General features: G+C 64.5%; 12 protein-coding genes. 7 read left to right on the forward strand and 5 right to left on the reverse strand.

Going from position 1 to position 16,293, the window contains the following annotated elements; genetic code table 11:
* Window positions 1-241: 241 nt before the first annotated feature.
* On the forward strand, window positions 242-865 hold the full coding sequence (locus HWE17_RS08405; RefSeq protein WP_176388456.1) for a glutathione S-transferase family protein: 624 nt from the start codon (window positions 242-244) through the stop codon (window positions 863-865).
* A 62-nt stretch (window positions 866-927) separates the two neighbouring features.
* Here the strand turns inward: HWE17_RS08405 and HWE17_RS08410 are convergent, their stop codons facing one another.
* The 4 genes from HWE17_RS08410 to HWE17_RS08425 all read right to left on the reverse strand — a co-directional run bounded on the left by HWE17_RS08410 (window position 928) and on the right by HWE17_RS08425 (window position 5,023).
* The gene (locus HWE17_RS08410; protein WP_255206161.1) at window positions 928-3,036 is read right to left on the reverse strand and encodes a prolyl oligopeptidase family protein; all 2,109 of its coding nucleotides are present in this window, start codon (window positions 3,034-3,036) and stop codon (window positions 928-930) included.
* Window positions 3,037-3,214: 178 nt separating this feature from the next.
* The gene (locus HWE17_RS08415; protein WP_176388457.1) at window positions 3,215-3,814 is read right to left on the reverse strand and encodes a hypothetical protein; all 600 of its coding nucleotides are present in this window, start codon (window positions 3,812-3,814) and stop codon (window positions 3,215-3,217) included.
* Between the two features lie 52 nt (window positions 3,815-3,866).
* Window positions 3,867-4,502, reverse strand: a complete 636-nt coding sequence (locus tag HWE17_RS08420) for a DUF4304 domain-containing protein (protein WP_176388458.1) — start codon at window positions 4,500-4,502, stop codon at window positions 3,867-3,869.
* A 125-nt stretch (window positions 4,503-4,627) separates the two neighbouring features.
* Complete coding sequence (locus HWE17_RS08425) at window positions 4,628-5,023, reverse strand: RidA family protein (protein ID WP_099400537.1); 396 nt, start codon at window positions 5,021-5,023, stop codon at window positions 4,628-4,630.
* A 128-nt stretch (window positions 5,024-5,151) separates the two neighbouring features.
* On the opposite strand from HWE17_RS08425, the gene HWE17_RS08430 reads away from it, so the two are divergent.
* A complete protein-coding gene (locus HWE17_RS08430) occupies window positions 5,152-6,084 on the forward strand; it encodes a LysR family transcriptional regulator (RefSeq protein WP_176388459.1) in 933 nt (310 codons plus the stop codon).
* Here HWE17_RS08430 and HWE17_RS08435 read toward each other — a convergent pair.
* Entirely contained in the window at window positions 6,068-7,690 is a 1,623-nt protein-coding gene (locus HWE17_RS08435; RefSeq protein WP_255206162.1) for a CehA/McbA family metallohydrolase, read from the reverse strand. The two genes, HWE17_RS08430 and HWE17_RS08435, sit on opposite strands and share 17 nt — an antisense overlap.
* A 413-nt stretch (window positions 7,691-8,103) precedes the next feature.
* Between HWE17_RS08435 and HWE17_RS08440 the strand changes: the two genes are divergently transcribed.
* Genes HWE17_RS08440 through HWE17_RS08460 form a run of 5 tightly spaced genes read left to right on the forward strand, consistent with a single transcriptional unit; the run spans window position 8,104 to window position 16,233 of the window.
* A complete protein-coding gene (locus tag HWE17_RS08440; protein ID WP_176388461.1) occupies window positions 8,104-9,399 on the forward strand; it encodes an MFS transporter in 1,296 nt (431 codons plus the stop codon).
* 10 nt (window positions 9,400-9,409) lie between these two features.
* Window positions 9,410-11,962: a nitrite reductase large subunit NirB gene (gene nirB / locus HWE17_RS08445; RefSeq protein WP_176388462.1), complete on the forward strand. Its 2,553-nt coding sequence runs from the start codon at window positions 9,410-9,412 to the stop codon at window positions 11,960-11,962.
* Window positions 11,963-11,974: 12 nt separating this feature from the next.
* Window positions 11,975-12,328: a nitrite reductase small subunit NirD gene (nirD, locus tag HWE17_RS08450; protein WP_099378652.1), complete on the forward strand. Its 354-nt coding sequence runs from the start codon at window positions 11,975-11,977 to the stop codon at window positions 12,326-12,328.
* The gene (locus HWE17_RS08455) at window positions 12,325-13,551 is read left to right on the forward strand and encodes an NAD(P)/FAD-dependent oxidoreductase (RefSeq protein WP_176388463.1); all 1,227 of its coding nucleotides are present in this window, start codon (window positions 12,325-12,327) and stop codon (window positions 13,549-13,551) included. The genes nirD and HWE17_RS08455 overlap by 4 nt, the downstream gene beginning before the upstream one ends.
* A gap of 12 nt (window positions 13,552-13,563) precedes the next feature.
* Window positions 13,564-16,233: a nitrate reductase gene (locus HWE17_RS08460; protein WP_176388464.1), complete on the forward strand. Its 2,670-nt coding sequence runs from the start codon at window positions 13,564-13,566 to the stop codon at window positions 16,231-16,233.
* Window positions 16,234-16,293 lie beyond the last annotated feature (60 nt).

A 16,293-nucleotide genomic window follows, 5' to 3' on the forward strand; every position in this document is an offset into this window, starting at 1 on the left:
GTTCATGGGTAAAACGCCCGCCAGCCGGGTAGGCCGCGAGCGTGGATGGCGGTAGCGGGACATCGCTGAACTGACAGCCAGCGTTCCCGTACAGCAATCTAAGTGGAAACGGGGGCAAAGTCAACGCGCCAGGGATGCCGCACCATGGCGGTGCGCTGGTATGATGGGCGCCTGGCTGCATTGCCACAGGCTGGTGCCGCAGCCGATAGTCCAACACCATAACGAGACGAGACCCAAGCACATGAAACTGACCATCAGCCCCCGCACGCCCAATCCGCGCCGCGTCACCATGTTCATCGCCGAGAAGGGCATCACCGGCATCGAGGAAGTGGCGCTCGACCTGATGGCGGGCCAGCACCGCGATCCCGCCTTCCTGGCGAAAAACCCGCTGGGCCGCGTGCCCGTGCTGGAATTGGCGGACGGGCGCGTGCTGACCGAGACGCGCGCCATCTGCACTTACCTGGAAGGCTTGCAGCCGCAGCCGAACCTGATGGGCGAAGGTTACGAGGAGCGCGCGTTTATCGAGATGGCCGACCGCCGCGTGGAATTGCATTTGTTCAGCGCCGCCGCCAACTGGGTACGCCATGGCCATCCGGCCTTGGTGGCGCTGGAAAACCCGCAGTTTCCCGATTTCGCCACGGCGCAAGCGGGCAAGTTGCGCGAGACGGCGCAATGGCTGGACCAGGTGCTGGCGCAGCAGCCGTACATCGCCGGCGACCGGTTTACGATTGCCGACATCACGGCCTTCTGCGCGCTGGAATTCGCGCGCGGCCTGATGAAGTACCGGCCAGGCGCGGAAGGCTTGTCCAATCTGCAGGCCTACCGCGACCGCATCGCCGAGCGCCCCAGCGCGCAGGCGAAGTAGCCGGGCAGGTCGGATTAGCGGGGCCGCCGAGGCGCGTGAACGCGTAATCCGACACCACCACTTTACTTCAGCTGCTCCAGCAGGAAGGTGTAGGTCAGCGCCCACATCAGCGCCTGCTGGTCGTTATTGGCCGCGCCCGCATGGCCGCCTTCCGTGTTTTCCCAGTACAGCACGTCGTGGCCTTGCTCTTCCATCTTCGCCACCATCTTGCGTGCATGGCCGGGGTGGACCCGGTCGTCACGCGTCGAGGTGGTAAACAGCACGCGCGGATATTTCTTGTCCTTGAAGACGTTCTGGTACGGCGAGTACTTGCTGATGTAGGCCCATTGCTCCGCCACGTCCGGGTCGCCGTATTCTCCCATCCACGAGGCGCCCGCCAGCATCTTGTTATAGCGGCGCATGTCGAGCAGCGGCACCTGGCTGACGACGGCGTTGAACAGGTCGGGACGCTGTACCAGCACGGCGCCCGTCAGCAGGCCGCCATTGCTGCCGCCCATGATGCCCAGGTGGCGAGGGCTGGTGACCTTGCGCTTGATCAGGTCTTGCGCCACCGAGATGAAATCGTCATACGCGCGCTGGCGGTTCTCCTTCAGCGCCGCCTGGTGCCAGCGGGGACCGAATTCACCGCCGCCGCGGATATTCGCCAGCACGTACACGCCGCCTTTTTCCAGCCACGCCACGCCCGTGGTGCCGCTGTAGCTCGGTTTCAGCGACACTTCAAAGCCGCCATAGCCATACAGCACCGTGGGGTTGCTGCCGTCGAACTTGGTCTTCTTGCCCATGATGGCGAAATACGGCACCTTCGTGCCATCCTTCGACGTCGATTCGAACTGCTCCACCTTGTACGGCGCCGCGTCGTAGTAGGCGGGCAGCGACTTGATTTTCGTGCGCTTGTCGCTTTGCGCCGTGGCCAGGTAGAGGGTGGTCGGGTTGAGGAAGTCGGTCACCGTCAGGAAGTACTGGTCCGAGTCGACCGGGTCGAGCGCGCTGACGGCCAGGGTGCCCAGCTTCGGCGCATCGACGGCGCGGCGCTGCCACTTGCCGTTCACGTGGCGCAGTTCCGTCAGGCGGTTTTTCACTTTGTCCAGGGTGGTCACGAGGATGGCCGACTTGGTCGCCGTGACATTGTCCAGCGACGACGTGGCCGTGGGCGCGTACAGCACTTCCAGTTCCTGCTTGCCCTGCATGAAGGCCTTGAAATCCGTGGCCAGCAAGGAGCCTTGCACATAGGTCGTGCCATTGACCTTCCAGTCCGAGCGCAGGGTGATGACCAGCTGGTCGCGCACGGTGAAGGCGGTGGAGTCGTCCGGTTTCGGCACTTTTTTCAATTCGGCGCCGTCGCGCAGGAACATTTCGCCGCTATAGAAATCGATTTGCCGCTCGATGAACTGGTGTTCGTGGCCGGGCGTGAAATCCTTGTAGGCGCCGGCGCTCAGGTCGTCGGGTTTGGCTTCGTACAAGGTTTGCGCCTGCGCCAGCGGCGTGCCGCGCTGCCACTGCTTGATGATGCGCGGGTAGCCGGAGCTGGTCATCGAGCCGGGGCCGAAATCGGTGGAGACGAACAGGGTATCCTGGTCGATCCAGCTGGCGCTGCCCTTCGCTTCGGGCAGGGTGAAGCCGCCGTCGACAAAGGCGCGCTTGGCCACGTCGTATTCGCGCACCACCTTGGCGTCGCCGCCGCCGCGCGACAGGGAAATGAGGCAGCGTTCGCCCTTCGGATACAGGCAGGAGGCGCCGCCCCAGACCCAGTTTTCACTCTCGCCGGCGGCCAGCTGGTCGAGGTCGATCACGGTTTCCCAGGCGGGTTCGGCCAGCTGGTACTGCGCCAGCGTGGTGCGGCGCCAGATGCCGCGCACGTGCTGGGCATCGCGCCAGAAGTTGTAGTAAAACTCGCCTTCCTTGCTGACGTAGGGAATGCGTTCCTTCGAGTTGAGAATGGTTTTCAGGCGCGCCTGCAGGGCCGGGAAGCCGGGCTGGGCCTCCAGCTCTTTGGTGGCGACGGCGTTGTGTTGCCTGACCCAGGCCAGCGGCTTGTCGCCGAGGACTTCTTCCAGCCACAAATGGGGATCGGCTGGAGCAGTGGCGGCGGCAGAAGGAGCTTGCGCATGGGCAATGCCCGCTGCGGCCAGGCCGAGCAGCATGCTGCCGGCGAGAGTGCGATATGACGACATAGAGGGTTCCTGGTTGGTCCGATGGAGGCCGCGTTGCAGGCAAAACGGCGCATCCATGGTGCCATGGATTGCTGTGGGGAACCAGTGTCTATGAACGACTATTTAAAAAATAACATGTTTTTCAAATATTGTTTGCTGGAATGGAGGCAGGCCGCAGAATCTGCGGCGTGTTGCGCCCTCAAGGGGCGCCAAGCCCGAGCAATGCACTCACTGTGAGCCGCGTCCTGTCGACATCGCCGCCGTCAGGGTGATAAATCCACAATGTATCGTTGTCGCGGCTGTCGATGAACAGGATGCGCGTGGCTTCCTCGCCGATGGCCAGGCAAGCCGCCAGCTCGGCAGGACTGAACGGTGCTGCCTGCTTCGAAGCCGCTCCCGCCGCTTGCGCCAGCGTCTGCGCAAAGCCTGCCAGCTGCCTGACTGCCAGATAGCTGCTTCCATTCACATCGACGTCTTGACATAGCTGGTCCAGGCTGTACAGCGTGAAGTGATCTTCATCGCTGTCAACCGCCACATCGGAACGCGGCTTTCCACTGCGCAGGTGCTCGAGATAGGCCAGGGGCAGGGCCACTTTTTCCCTTGCCAGCAATTTCTCCAGCTGCTTGCCGCTTTTCTTCGCTGGCCGGGCGGCCTTCGGCGCGACCGCCTCACAAGCCTGCGCCGTCCAGGCGACGGGATTGAACTGGAACATCCTTGCACATGCGGGGCAGTGCAGGAACATGAAGGTCATTTTTTTGGCGATAGCCGTTGTTAAAAACGCGCCATCCGCGGCATCCATTGCGCTGGGGGCGAAGCGGCGCCCGCAGTCGCCGTCGTAGGGGCACGTGATTTCAGGCATGGACGTATTTCTCCATGCGCAAAGCGATTTCCTCTTTTTCTTGCGGATAAGATGCCTTGGGGTTTCTTTCCCAGTAGGCAATGCCTTCGTTCAAGGCCCACAAGGCTAGTTCCTGCTTGCCGGCCATCAGATAGAAATCGCAGGCCCTGGCATGCGAGTCGTGCGCTTCAACCAGGGCCAGGGCTGCATTTTCCCAGTTGGAATGGTGGTCTAGCCAGGGAATCGCCAACTGCAGCAGATTGTCCCGCAGGCAGGCCATGACTGTTGCCCGATGGGCCGGATCGACGAGCTGGTGTTCTTTGTCCTGTTTGCCATCGATGACAGGGAATTGCCAGTTTTTGATATTCCAGTCCGCCACCTCGCCAACGATATTGTTGACAGGTTCATAGCCGTAACGCGCCTTGTGCCAGCTTGTACAGGCTCTGGACGAGACCTGATAGTGGCTCCAGAATGCTGCGCAGACATCCTCTTCGTTATGGCGGTTGGCCTGGAAATGGATGGCCTGGACGAATTCGTCCTGTGCTCGCTTGAAGGTCAGCTGGCCTGGCGAGAACTTGAAGCCAGCTGCGCTCAGCGGCTCTAGCAAGTATTCTTCAATATTGGCGATGATCAGCGCTTTTGGTTTCATTCCGTTTCCTGGCATGGGGCGGTTGCGCAATGTTGCCATAGATCAGTGCCAGCGCACCTTGCGGCGGGCAATCGTGCGAGGGAAAGCCTGCTGCCACTTCCCTGCACGCTTCCGGATGCAGTGTGCTAGCCCGGCAACTTTGCCACCACCTTGATTTCGAACTGGAAACCATACAGCCACGTCACGCCCACGGCCGTCACCGTCGGGTGCGGCGCCTGGCCCCAATACTCTGCCTGCACGATATCCCAGATGCGCTGGAAGTTAGCCTGCGGGTCGACGATAAAAATGGTCACGTCCTGCACGTCGTCGAAAGTGCAGCCGGCGGCTTGCAAGATGGCGTTCAGGTTGTCGAAGGCGCGCCGGACCTGGGCCTCGAGTCCGGGTTCGGGCGAGCCGTCTTCGCGGCTGCCGACCTGGCCGGAGACAAACAGCAGGCCGTTGGCGCGCACGGCGGGCGAATAACGGTTCTGTTCATACAGGGCTTGGCGGCCCGGAGGGAATACGACGTCGCGTTTCATCAGCTTTCCTTTGTTGATGCAGCGAAGTTGCTGCCTGGGGAACACTTTATCTGCTGCCGGCCTGCTGATAAAGCGGCCAGAATCGTCTGCACTGTTTGTATAATCCAAACAATCGAATGGCGGAGGTGCGAATGGACAGGTTTGATGCGATGAAGGCGTTCGTGCGGGTGGTCGAGACGGGCAGTTTTACGCGGGCGGCCGCGACCTTGCACATGAGCCGCACCACGGTGACGCAGCTGGTGCAGCAGCTCGAAGCGCGGCTGCGCCTGAAACTGCTGAACCGCACCACGCGCAAGGTCAATGTGACGGCCGATGGCGCCGCCTACTACGAGCGCATCGTGCAGGTGCTCGATACCCTGGAAGAAATCGAAACGAGCTTGCCGCATGCCGCCGCCTTGCCGCGGGGCCAGTTGCGGGTGGACGTGCCCAGTCCGTTCGCCGCCTTGCTGCTGATGCCTGCGCTGCCCGGGTTTCATGCGCTGTATCCTGATATCGTGCTCGACATGGGCGCCAGCGACCGCATGGTCGACGTGATCGCCGACAATGTCGATTGCGTGATACGCGGCGGTGCCATCACCGACCAGTCGCTGATGGCGCGCAAGCTCGCCGACTTGCCGCTGGGCGTGTATGCGGCGCCAGCCTACCTGCAACGGGTGGGCACGCCCTTGCATCCGCTGGACTTGCAGGACAGCGCGCACCGCATCGTGCGCTTTCGCTGGGGGCGCAGCGGCAACGGCTTTCCCTACGTGATGCACCGCGAGGGCCAGAGCGTCAAGATCCATGGCCAGTACGTGCTGTCGATCGACGACGGCAACGCCTACCTGGCGGCCGGGGTGGCGGGGCTGGGCGTGCTGTGGCTGCCCGATTATATGGCGCGCGCGCACCTGGCCAGGGGCGAACTGCTGCCGCTGTTCCCGGCATGGACGGTCGATCCCATGCCGCTCTATCTTGCCTATCCGCCGAACCGCCATGTCAGCAAGAAACTGCGCGTCTTTATCGACTGGGTGGCCGAATTGATGGCCCAGCATGCCGCCCGCCCTGTCGCCATCACGGCAACTGATTGACCCACACGGGTGCCGACCAGACGATGTTGCCATCGTCTTGCGTCAGGCGCGCGTAATAGAAATGGGGGCCGGGCGCGGGCGTGACGGTGAGCTCGGCCTGGTCCGAGATGGGGGTAACGGAACCGTTGCCGCCCGGTACGCCGTGGAAGATGGCGACGTCGGCCGCTTGCCGTCCCGCGCTGTTGCTGAAATGGGTGGCCAGGCGCAGGGGGCCGTGGTTGTCGAAGCGCTCACCCATCAGCCTGCCATTCGCCGTGAACAGCAGTTGCGCGTGCTTGTCCATGGTGGCGTAGACGCGGCGCGCGCGCAGCGCGTCGAGGAAGCTGTCGCGTGAAACGGGCGTGCCGGCGGCCGGGCTGGCCACCAGCACGGCCGTGCGGTTGCCATACGACGCCCCCCAGTTGGCGCAGTGGTTGTCCTGGTTGCTGCTGAAAGCCACGTGGTAGCCGGCCGTCAGGGCCCGGTTGCAGGCCGCCTCGTAATTGCTGCGCCGGTTTTCCGTTTCCTCGTCATTCGTGGAAAACGCGGACGTGTTCATGACTTCGCACAGCACCATGGCCGCGTCGCCGTCCGGCGTGTAGCCGAGCGGCTGGCCGTTGACGAGAAACTGGCCCGCTGGCGCCGGGTGGTTGAACTGGCCGATCCAGCCCCGTTCGCGCATCAAGCGGTACAGGCCCGCGTAATCGCCCTTCGGCGTTTCCACGTCGGCCAGCAATTCGCCCAGGGCATTGCGTTCCCAGCCCAGCAATTGCTCGCTATTGAAAATGTTCAGGTGGCCGCCCTTGTTGATGACGCCCCATTCCATGCCGTACAGGGCCAGAAAGCCGGGGTGGGCGGCCGAATACGCGGCCGCTTCGGCCAGGCCCGTCTGGTACAGGGCTGTCGCTTCGGCGGCAGTGGCAGCGGCGTTGGTGCCGTCCGAGCCGTCGTACATGTGATTGTGCTCGGATGTCAGCAGGGCGTCGAGTCCGTGTTCTTGCGCATATTTATAGGCATCGATGGGGCCGAAGGGCGCCGTTTGCGGGTCTTGCGCGCTACGGCAGGCGTCGAGCGCCGCGCCGCCGTCGCTGTGGCGCGTCTGGCTGTGCAGGTTGGCGTAGACGATGCGGTAGGCGGACTGGCCTTCCAGGCTGGGCAGTTGTTGCAGGCCGGCCTGGAAGGCGGGTACCCTGGGCGCCGTGCTGGCGCCACGCTTCACCTGGACGTGCCATTGCTGTTCCACCTGCGCCTCCTGCGGCGTGCCGGCATCGGCCACGGCCAGCAGACGCAGTTGGTATAGGCCGTCGGGCGCCAGCACCCTGCGTTCGCGCGCATCGGCGTCGGCGCGGCCATCCCAGGGCAAGTTTACGCTTTTGCCTTTGGTCCCCACCTGTTCCGTGCCCGACCAGCGCCGCAGCACGGCCCCTTGCGGCCCCGGGCCGGACAAGGTCAGGCTCCAGCGCACGGCATGCGAGCGCCCCTCGTCGGGATAGGCTAGGCGCAGGACAAATGTGCGCGCCTGCGTGACCCGCTCGCCGCGCGCGGCCTGAAAGGGCGCGACGACGGTGGCATCGAGCTCGCTGTGTTCCTTCGGCTCTTGCGCGGCGGCAGTGTTGCTCCACGCCATCAGCAACAGCCCGGCGCACGCACATGCCAGCCATGGCGGCCAAGGTGGCCTTAAGCGTCGTCGTCGCAGTGTCTTGACCATCGTGGCCTCCCGCTACTGCTTCAGATGTGGTTTAGACAAGAAATGCCACGTACTGGTTCCCGCATGCACCAGCAAGTGGCGTGCTTGCACCGTGATTGGCCATGATCTGGCGCAAACCTCGTATCGATAAGGGCGTCTGCCCGTGCGGCAAGCTGGCACGGCGCTTGCTACACAAGAGTTACGGATCAACGGCGATCCCCTGAATAAACGCACAACGGTCCAACGACGGACCACATGGACAACGGCGTCCGCCCAGGCTGATTTTTCATCGGTGGGGCGGGCGCCGTTTTTGTTTGCATTTTTGTTATTTTCGGGATACTTCGGGAACCTATATGGCCAGCCAAAAAGCAACGCGCATCGCGCTCTTCTCCCTCGCCACGCCACCCATGCGCGCATTCCACCTGACGTGGATGGCATTCTTCGTGTGTTTCTTCGCCTGGTTCGCCTGCGCTCCCCTGATGCCGGTCATCAAGGGAGAGTTCGGCCTTTCCTTGGCGCAAGTGGCGAACATCAATATCGCGGCCGTCGCCATCACCATCCTCGTGCGCCTGATCGTCGGGCCCTTGTGCGACCGCTACGGCCCGCGCAAGACCTACACGGGCTTGCTGCTGCTGGGCGCCATTCCCGTGCTGGGCGTGGCCGCTTCGCAAAGCTATGAAAGCTTTCTGTTCTTCCGCCTGGGCATCGGTGCTGTCGGCGCCAGCTTTGTCATCACGCAATATCACACCTCCGTGATGTTCGCCCCGCGTGTTGTCGGCACGGCCAACGCGGCCGCCGCCGGCTGGGGCAATGCGGGCGGCGGTGCGGCGCAGGCGTTGATGCCGCTGCTGCTCGGTGCCGTGGTAATGCTGGGCGTGTCCGAATCGCTGGGCTGGCGCGTGGCCCTGCTGGTGCCGGGCGTGCTGATGCTGGTGATGGCGGTCCTCTACTGGCGCTATACGCAGGATTGCCCTGAAGGTAATTACTCGGACTTGCGCGCCGCAGGCACCGCCATCGAGGGTGGTAAAAAGGGGGGCTGGGACAGCTTCAAGGCGGCCAGTTCCAATTACCGCGTCTGGCTGCTGTTCGTCACCTACGGCGCCTGCTTCGGCATCGAAATCTTCATCCACAACATCGCCGCCGTGTACTACGTCGACCATTTCGGCCTGTCCCTGAAATCGGCCGGCCTGGCCGCCGGCAGCTTCGGCTTGCTGGCCCTGTTTGCCCGTGCCTTGGGCGGCTGGATGTCGGATAAATTGGCCCTGCGCGGCAACCTGAACAGCCGCGTGACCCTGCTGTTCATGCTGATGATCGGCGAAGGCGTGGGCCTGCTGTGGTTTGCCAAGGTCGATAGCGTCACCTGGGCCGTCATCGCCATGCTGGTCTTCGGCCTGTTCACCCACATGGCGTGCGGCGCGACCTACGCGCTGGTGCCTTTCATCGACAGCAAGGCACTGGGCGGCGTGGCCGGCATCATCGGCGCCGGCGGCAACGTGGGCGCCGTGGCGGCCGGATTCCTGATGAAGGGCACGGGCGACATCCGCCAGACCCTGATCATCCTGAGCGCCTTGGTCGTGATCTCGGCCCTGTGCGCCATCGCCGTGCGCTTTACCCGTGTAGCAGCCGAACCGAACATGGCCGCGGCCTGAGGAGACAAGCATGAACCACCCCTTGAACATCGTCGTCCTTGGTCATGGCATGGTCGGACACAAATTCCTTGAACGGCTGGCGCTGGAAAACAATACGCGCCTGTCCGTGACGGTCTTGTGCGAAGAGCCGCGCCCCGCCTACGACAGGGTGCACCTGTCCGAATTTTTCAGCGGCAAATCGGCGGACGACCTGTCGCTGGTGGCGCCCGGCTTTTTCGACAAGGGCAACGTTGTGTTGAAGCTCAATGCGCGCGCCGTGTCCATCGACCGCGTGGCGAAAACCGTCACGGCCAGCACCGGTGAAGTGCTGGCCTACGACAAGCTGGTATTCGCCACCGGCTCGACGCCGTTCGTGCCGCCGCTGCCGGGCAAGGATAGAGAAGGCTGCTTCGTCTACCGCACCATCGAAGACCTGGAAGCCATGCTGGCCTGGGGTGGAAAGTCAACAACTGGCGTGGTGATCGGCGGGGGATTGCTGGGCCTCGAATGCGCGAAAGCCTTGCGCGATTTGAAGCTCGACACTCACGTGGTGGAATTCGCGCCGCGCCTGATGGCCGTGCAGGTCGACGAAGGCGGCGCGCGCGTCCTGCGCCGCAAGATCGAAGAGCTGGGCGTGACCGTGCACACGCAAAAAAATACCCTGGCCATCGTCGACGGCGAATCGGCCACGCACCGCATGCAGTTCGCCGACGGCAGCCACCTGGAAGCGGACATGATCGTCTTCTCGGCCGGCATCCGCCCGCGCGACGAACTGGCGCGCGCCTGCGGCCTGGAGGTGGGACCGCGCGGCGGCATCGCCATCGACGACAGCTGCGTCACGTCCGATCCCGATATCTATGCGATCGGTGAATGCGCGCTGTGGGGCGGCCTGGTCTTCGGCCTGGTGGCGCCAGGCTACGAGATGGCCCGCATCGCGGCGCGCCATGTGCTCCAGGAAGAGGGCGAAGCCACGTTCAAGGGCGCCGACATGAGCACCAAGCTCAAACTGATGGGCGTGGACGTGGCCAGCCTGGGCGACCCGCACGGCAATGCGCCGGGCAGCCGCTCCTACCAGTTCATGGATGAACGCAAGCAGATCTACAAGAAAATCGTCGTCTCCGATTGCGGCAAATACCTGCTGGGCGGCGTGATGGTGGGCGACGCCAGCGAGTACGGCACCTTGCTGCAGATGATGCTCAATAAAATCGAGCTGCCGGAATTCCCCGAGTTCCTGATCTTGCCGCAGGCGGATGGCCAGCAAAAGGTGGGCCTGGGCGTGGACGCCTTGCCCGAGTCGGCGCAAATCTGCTCGTGCAACGACGTGTCGAAAGGCGCGCTGTGCGCGGCCGTCGCCGAGGGCGCCACCACCATCGGCGCCCTGAAAAGCTGCACGAAAGCCGGCACCGCTTGCGGCGGCTGCGTGCCTTTGGTCACGCAGATCATGAAGGCGGAAATGCAGAAGCAGGGCCTGGCCGTCAACAACCACGTGTGCGAGCACTTTGCGTACTCGCGCCAGGAATTGCACCACCTGGTACGCGTGGGAAAAATCCGCAGCTTCGGCGCGCTGCTGTCCGCCCATGGCCAGGGTCTCGGTTGCGACGTGTGCAAGCCCGTGGCGGCGAATATCCTCGCTTCGTGCTGGAACGATTTCGTCCTGTCTCCCGTGCACGCCAGCCTGCAGGACAGTAACGATTACTTCCTCGGCAATATCCAGAAGGATGGCACGTACTCGGTGGTGCCGCGCATGCCGGGCGGCGAAGTGACGGCCGATGGCTTGATCGCCGTGGGCATGGTGGCGAAAAAATACGGTCTCTACACGAAAATCACGGGCGGCCAGCGGGTCGACCTGTTCGGCGCAAGAGTCGACCAGTTGCCGGCCATCTGGGAAGAACTGATCGCGGCCGGCTTCGAATCGGGCCACGCTTACGGCAAGTCGCTGCGCACGGTCAAATCGTGCGTCGGCTCCACCTGGTGCCGCTATGGCGTGGCCGACAGCGTGGGTTTTGCGATCCAGCTGGAAAACCGCTACAAGGGCTTGCGCACGCCGCACAAGATCAAGTTCGGCGTTTCCGGCTGCACGCGCGAATGCGCCGAGGCGCAGGGCAAGGACATCGGCCTGATCGCCACGGAAAAGGGCTGGAATTTGTACGTGTGCGGCAATGGCGGCATGAAGCCGCGCCATGCGGAACTGATCGCCTCCGATCTTGATGAAGCCACCCTGGTGCGCTATGTCGACCGCTTCCTGATGTTTTACGTGCGCACGGCCGACCGCCTGCAGCGCACCAGCGTATGGCGCGACAACCTGGAAGGCGGCCTCGATTACCTCAAGCGCGTCATCATCGACGACAGCCTGGGCATGGCGGCGGAACTGGAAGCGGACATGCAGCACGTGGTCGACACCTATGCTTGCGAGTGGAAGGAAGCAGTGTCCAACCCCGCCGTGCGCCAGCGCTTCCGCCACTTCGTCAACAGCGAGAAGAACGATGAAAACGTGGTGTTCGTCGAAGAGCGGGGCCAGATCCGGCCCGCCACCGAGATGGAACGCCGCAGCACCGTGATCCCCATCCTTGCCGTGGAGGCTTGAGCCATGAATGCGATGAATGAACTTTCCGGCGCCACCGCCGACAACTGGGTCGCCATCTGCCCCTTGGCCGACATCGTGCCCGACACGGGCGTATGCGCGCTGCTGAATGGGCGCCACGTGGCCGTCTTCCGCGTCGGCGATGCGGCGCCGCGCGTGTACGCCATCGACAATGTCGACCCGAACGCGGGCGCTTCCGTGCTGTCGCGGGGCCTCGTGGGCAGCATCGGCGAGCGCGTCGTGGTGGCGTCGCCGATTTACAAGCAGCACTTCGACCTGGCCAGCGGCGAGTGCATCGAAGCGCCCGAGCATTCCGTCGCTGCGTGGCCCGCGCGCGTGTTTGCCGACATGGTGTGGGTGGCCATATGAACACCGCCGCGCGGCCGTCTTTAGTCGTCGTCGGCAACGGCATGGCCGGCATGCGCACGGTCGAGGAACTGTTGAAACTCGCGCCGGACCTGTACGACATCACCGTATTCGGCGCCGAACCGCACGGTAATTACAACCGCATCCTGCTCTCCCCGGTGCTGGCTGGCGAAAAGTCGGTGGACGACATCATGCTGCACACGCGCGACTGGTATGCGCACAACGGCATCACCCTGCACGCGGGCGACCCCGTGGTGCGCATCGACCGCAAGGCGCGCACCGTGCAATCGCTGTCGGGCGTCACGGTCGCCTATGACCGCCTGCTGCTGGCCACCGGCTCCACGCCCTTCATCGTGCCCGTGCCAGGCCACGACCTGCCCGGCGTGATCGGTTTTCGCGACATCAGCGACGTCGACACCATGCTGCAGGCGGCGCGCACGCACCGCCACGCGGTGGTCATCGGCGGCGGCTTGCTGGGACTGGAAGCGGCCAACGGCTTGCAGCGCCAGGGCATGGACGTCACCGTCGTGCACATGAGCGGCGCCCTGATGAACCAGCAGCTCGATGCGCCCGCGTCGATGCTGCTGAAATCGGCGCTGGAAGCGCGCGGCCTGCGGTTTTTGATGCAGGCGCAAACGGCTGAAATTGTCGGCACCGACCGGGTGCAGGCAGTTCGCTTTGCCGATGGCACGTCGATCCCCGCCGACCTGGTGGTGATGACGGCCGGCGTGCGCCCCAACATCGCGCTGGCGCAAGCGGCCGGCCTGCATTGCGAACGGGCCATCGTCGTCGACGACTGCCTGCAAAGCTACGATCCGCGCGTGTACGCCGTGGGCGAGTGCGTGCAGCACCGGCGCGCCACCTTCGGCCTGGTCGCGCCCATCTGGGAGCAGGCGCGCGTGTGCGGCGCGCACCTGGCCGGCGCAGGCCACCGCCGCTACGTGCAGCAGGCCAGCGCCACCAAACTGAAAGTGACGGGCATCGACCTGTACTCGGCTGGCGACATCATCGGCGGCGAGGGCAGCGAAGACCTGGTGCTGCGCGATCCGCGCCGCGGCGTCTACAAGCGCCTGGTGGTGCAGGGCAACCGCCTGGCTGGCGCCGTGCTGTATGGCGACGTGCAGGACGGTCCCTGGTATTTCGACCTGATCCAGCAGCGCCGCGACATCAGCAAGCTGCGCGCCCATTTATTGTTTGGCCAGGCGCTGTGCGCCCAGGCCGCCTGACAGGACCTCCCCATGACAAGCTGCACGCCCGTAAAAACCACTTGCCCGTATTGCGGCGTCGGCTGCGGCGTGGAAGCGACACGCCTGCCCGACGGCGCCATCCGCATCGCCGGCGACACCAACCATCCGGCCAACCAGGGCCGCCTGTGCGTGAAAGGCTCGGCCCTGGGCGACACCCTGGACCTCGACAACCGTTTGCTGCAGCCGCAGGTGCGCGTCGATGGCGTCCTGCGGCGCGCTTCCTGGGATGCCGCGCTGGACCAAGTGGCCGGCGGCCTGCGCGCCATCATCAACGAGCACGGCCCCGACGCCGTGGCCCTGTATGTCTCGGGCCAGCTGCTGACGGAAGACTATTACGTCGCCAATAAATTCATGAAGGGCTATGTGGGCAGCGCGAATATCGACACCAATTCGCGCCTGTGCATGTCGTCGGCCGTGGCGGGACACAAGCGCGCGTTCGGCGAGGATATCGTGCCGGGCTGCTATGAAGACCTGGAACTGGCGGACATGGTGGTGCTGGTGGGCTCGAACACGGCCTGGTGCCACCCGATCCTGTTCCAGCGCATCACGCGTATCAAGGAAAGCCGGCCGCACATGAAACTGGTGGTGATCGACCCGCGCCGCACGGCCACCTGCGAGCTGGCCGATTTGCACCTGCCCGTGAAACCGGGCACCGACGTGTGGCTGTTCAACGGTTTGCTGTGCTATCTGGCGAAGGAGGGCGTGATCGCCGATGATTTCGTCACGCGGCACAGTTCGGGTCTCGACGAGGCGCTGGCGGCCGCCCACGTGGACTGCGGCGATCCCTTGCAGGTGGCGGCCATCTGCAAGGTCGACCCGCAAGCCTTGCTGGCGTTCTACCAGGCGTTTGCCGCCACGCGCAAGGTGGTCACGGCCTTTTCGCAGGGCGTGAACCAGTCGTCCTCCGGCACGGACAAGGTCAACAGCATCATCAACTGCCATCTGGCGACGGGGCGCATCGGCCAGCCCGGCATGGGGCCGTTTTCCCTCACGGGCCAGCCGAACGCCATGGGCGGGCGCGAAGTGGGCGGCCTGGCCAATATGCTGGCGGCGCACCTGGATCTCGAAAAACCGCTGCACCGCGAGGCCGTGCAAACCTTCTGGGACTCGCCGCGCATCGCCAGCCAGCCCGGCTTGAAGGCGGTGGACCTGTTCCACGCCATCGAGGCGGGTAAAGTCAAAGCCGTGTGGATCATCGCCACCAATCCGCTGGTCAGCATGCCGGACGCCGACCAGGTGCGCCGCGCGCTCGATAAATGCGAACTGGTGGTGGTGTCGGACATCAGCGCCGGGTCGGACACGAATGCCCATGCCGACGTGCTGCTGCCAGCCCTGGGCTGGGGTGAAAAGGATGGCACGGTGACCAATTCCGAGCGCCGCATCTCGCGCCAGCGGGCCTTCCTGCCGGCGCCCGGCGAAGCGCGCGCCGACTGGGACGTGCTGTGCGACGTGGCGCGTCGCATGGGCTATGCCGGCTTCGATTTCACGTCGCCGCAAGCCATCTTCGATGAGCACGCGCGCCTGTCCGCTTTCCGCAACAACGGGGCCACAAAGCGCCTGTTCAATCTGGGCCATCTGGCCGGCCTGGATACTGCTCGCTACGATGCTCTGGCGCCGCAGCAGTGGCCGCAGGATCAGGCCAGGCTGTTCGGCGACGGCCGCTTCGCGCATGCGGATGGCCGCGCGCGTTTCGTGGCGACGGCGCCGCGCGCGCCGCGCAACATGCCCGACGAGGACTATCCACTCATCCTCAATACGGGCCGGGTGCGCGACCAGTGGCACACGATGACGCGCACGGGCAAGGCGGCGAAACTGTCGGGCCACGTCGCCGAAGCATTCATCGACCTCCACCCGCAGGATGCGCTGCTGTACAGCGTGCGCGAAGGCGAGCTGGCGCGCATCACCAGCGCCTGGGGCGCGATGGTGGCGCGGGTCGTGCATGGCGGCGGCATTGCGCGCGGCCAGGTCTTCGTGCCGATCCACTGGAGCGACGCGAATGCGTCCGATGCGCGCGTGGGCGCCGTCGTCAACCCGGTCGTCGACCCCGTCTCGGGCGAACCCGAATTCAAGCATACGCCCGTGCGCATCGAGCAGTTCCGCGTGCACTGGCATGCGTTTGTGCTCAGCCGCACGCCCTTGAATCTGGACGGCGTGGCGCACTGGACGCGCATCCAGGGCGAGCAGTTTTTGCGCTACGAGCTGGCCGGCCGCCAGCGCATCGAGGATCTGGGCGCCTGGGCGCGCGCGCTGCTCGGCGTCACGGACGACAATGCCGACTGGCTCGATTACGCGGACGCCAGCGCCGGCGTGTACCGCGCCGTGCACCTGGACGAGGGACGCATCGCGCAATGCGTGTATGTCTCGCCGCGTCCCGACCTGCCGTCGCGCAGCTGGCTGGCGGGCCTGTTCGCGCACGCGCAAATGGATGCGGCGGACCGCGCCGGCGTGCTGCTGGGCCAGCCTATCGGCAAGGGCGTCGACGCCGGTCCCACCGTGTGTTCGTGCTTTGGCGTGGGGCGCAACACCATTTGCGCCGCGATTCAGGAGCAAAAACTGACGACGACGGCGCAGGTGACGGCCTGCGTCAAGGCGGGCGGCAATTGCGGCTCCTGCGTGCCCGAGATACGACAGTTGCTGCTGGAGGCGCGCAGCGCAGCCTGATAATCTGTCCTTTCCTGCGCGGCTTTGTTATATTGCCAGCTCTACAAAAGAGAGGCAGTG

Source organism: Janthinobacterium sp. BJB401 (assembly GCF_013372745.1).
Lineage (GTDB): Bacteria > Pseudomonadota > Gammaproteobacteria > Burkholderiales > Burkholderiaceae_D > Janthinobacterium > Janthinobacterium rivuli.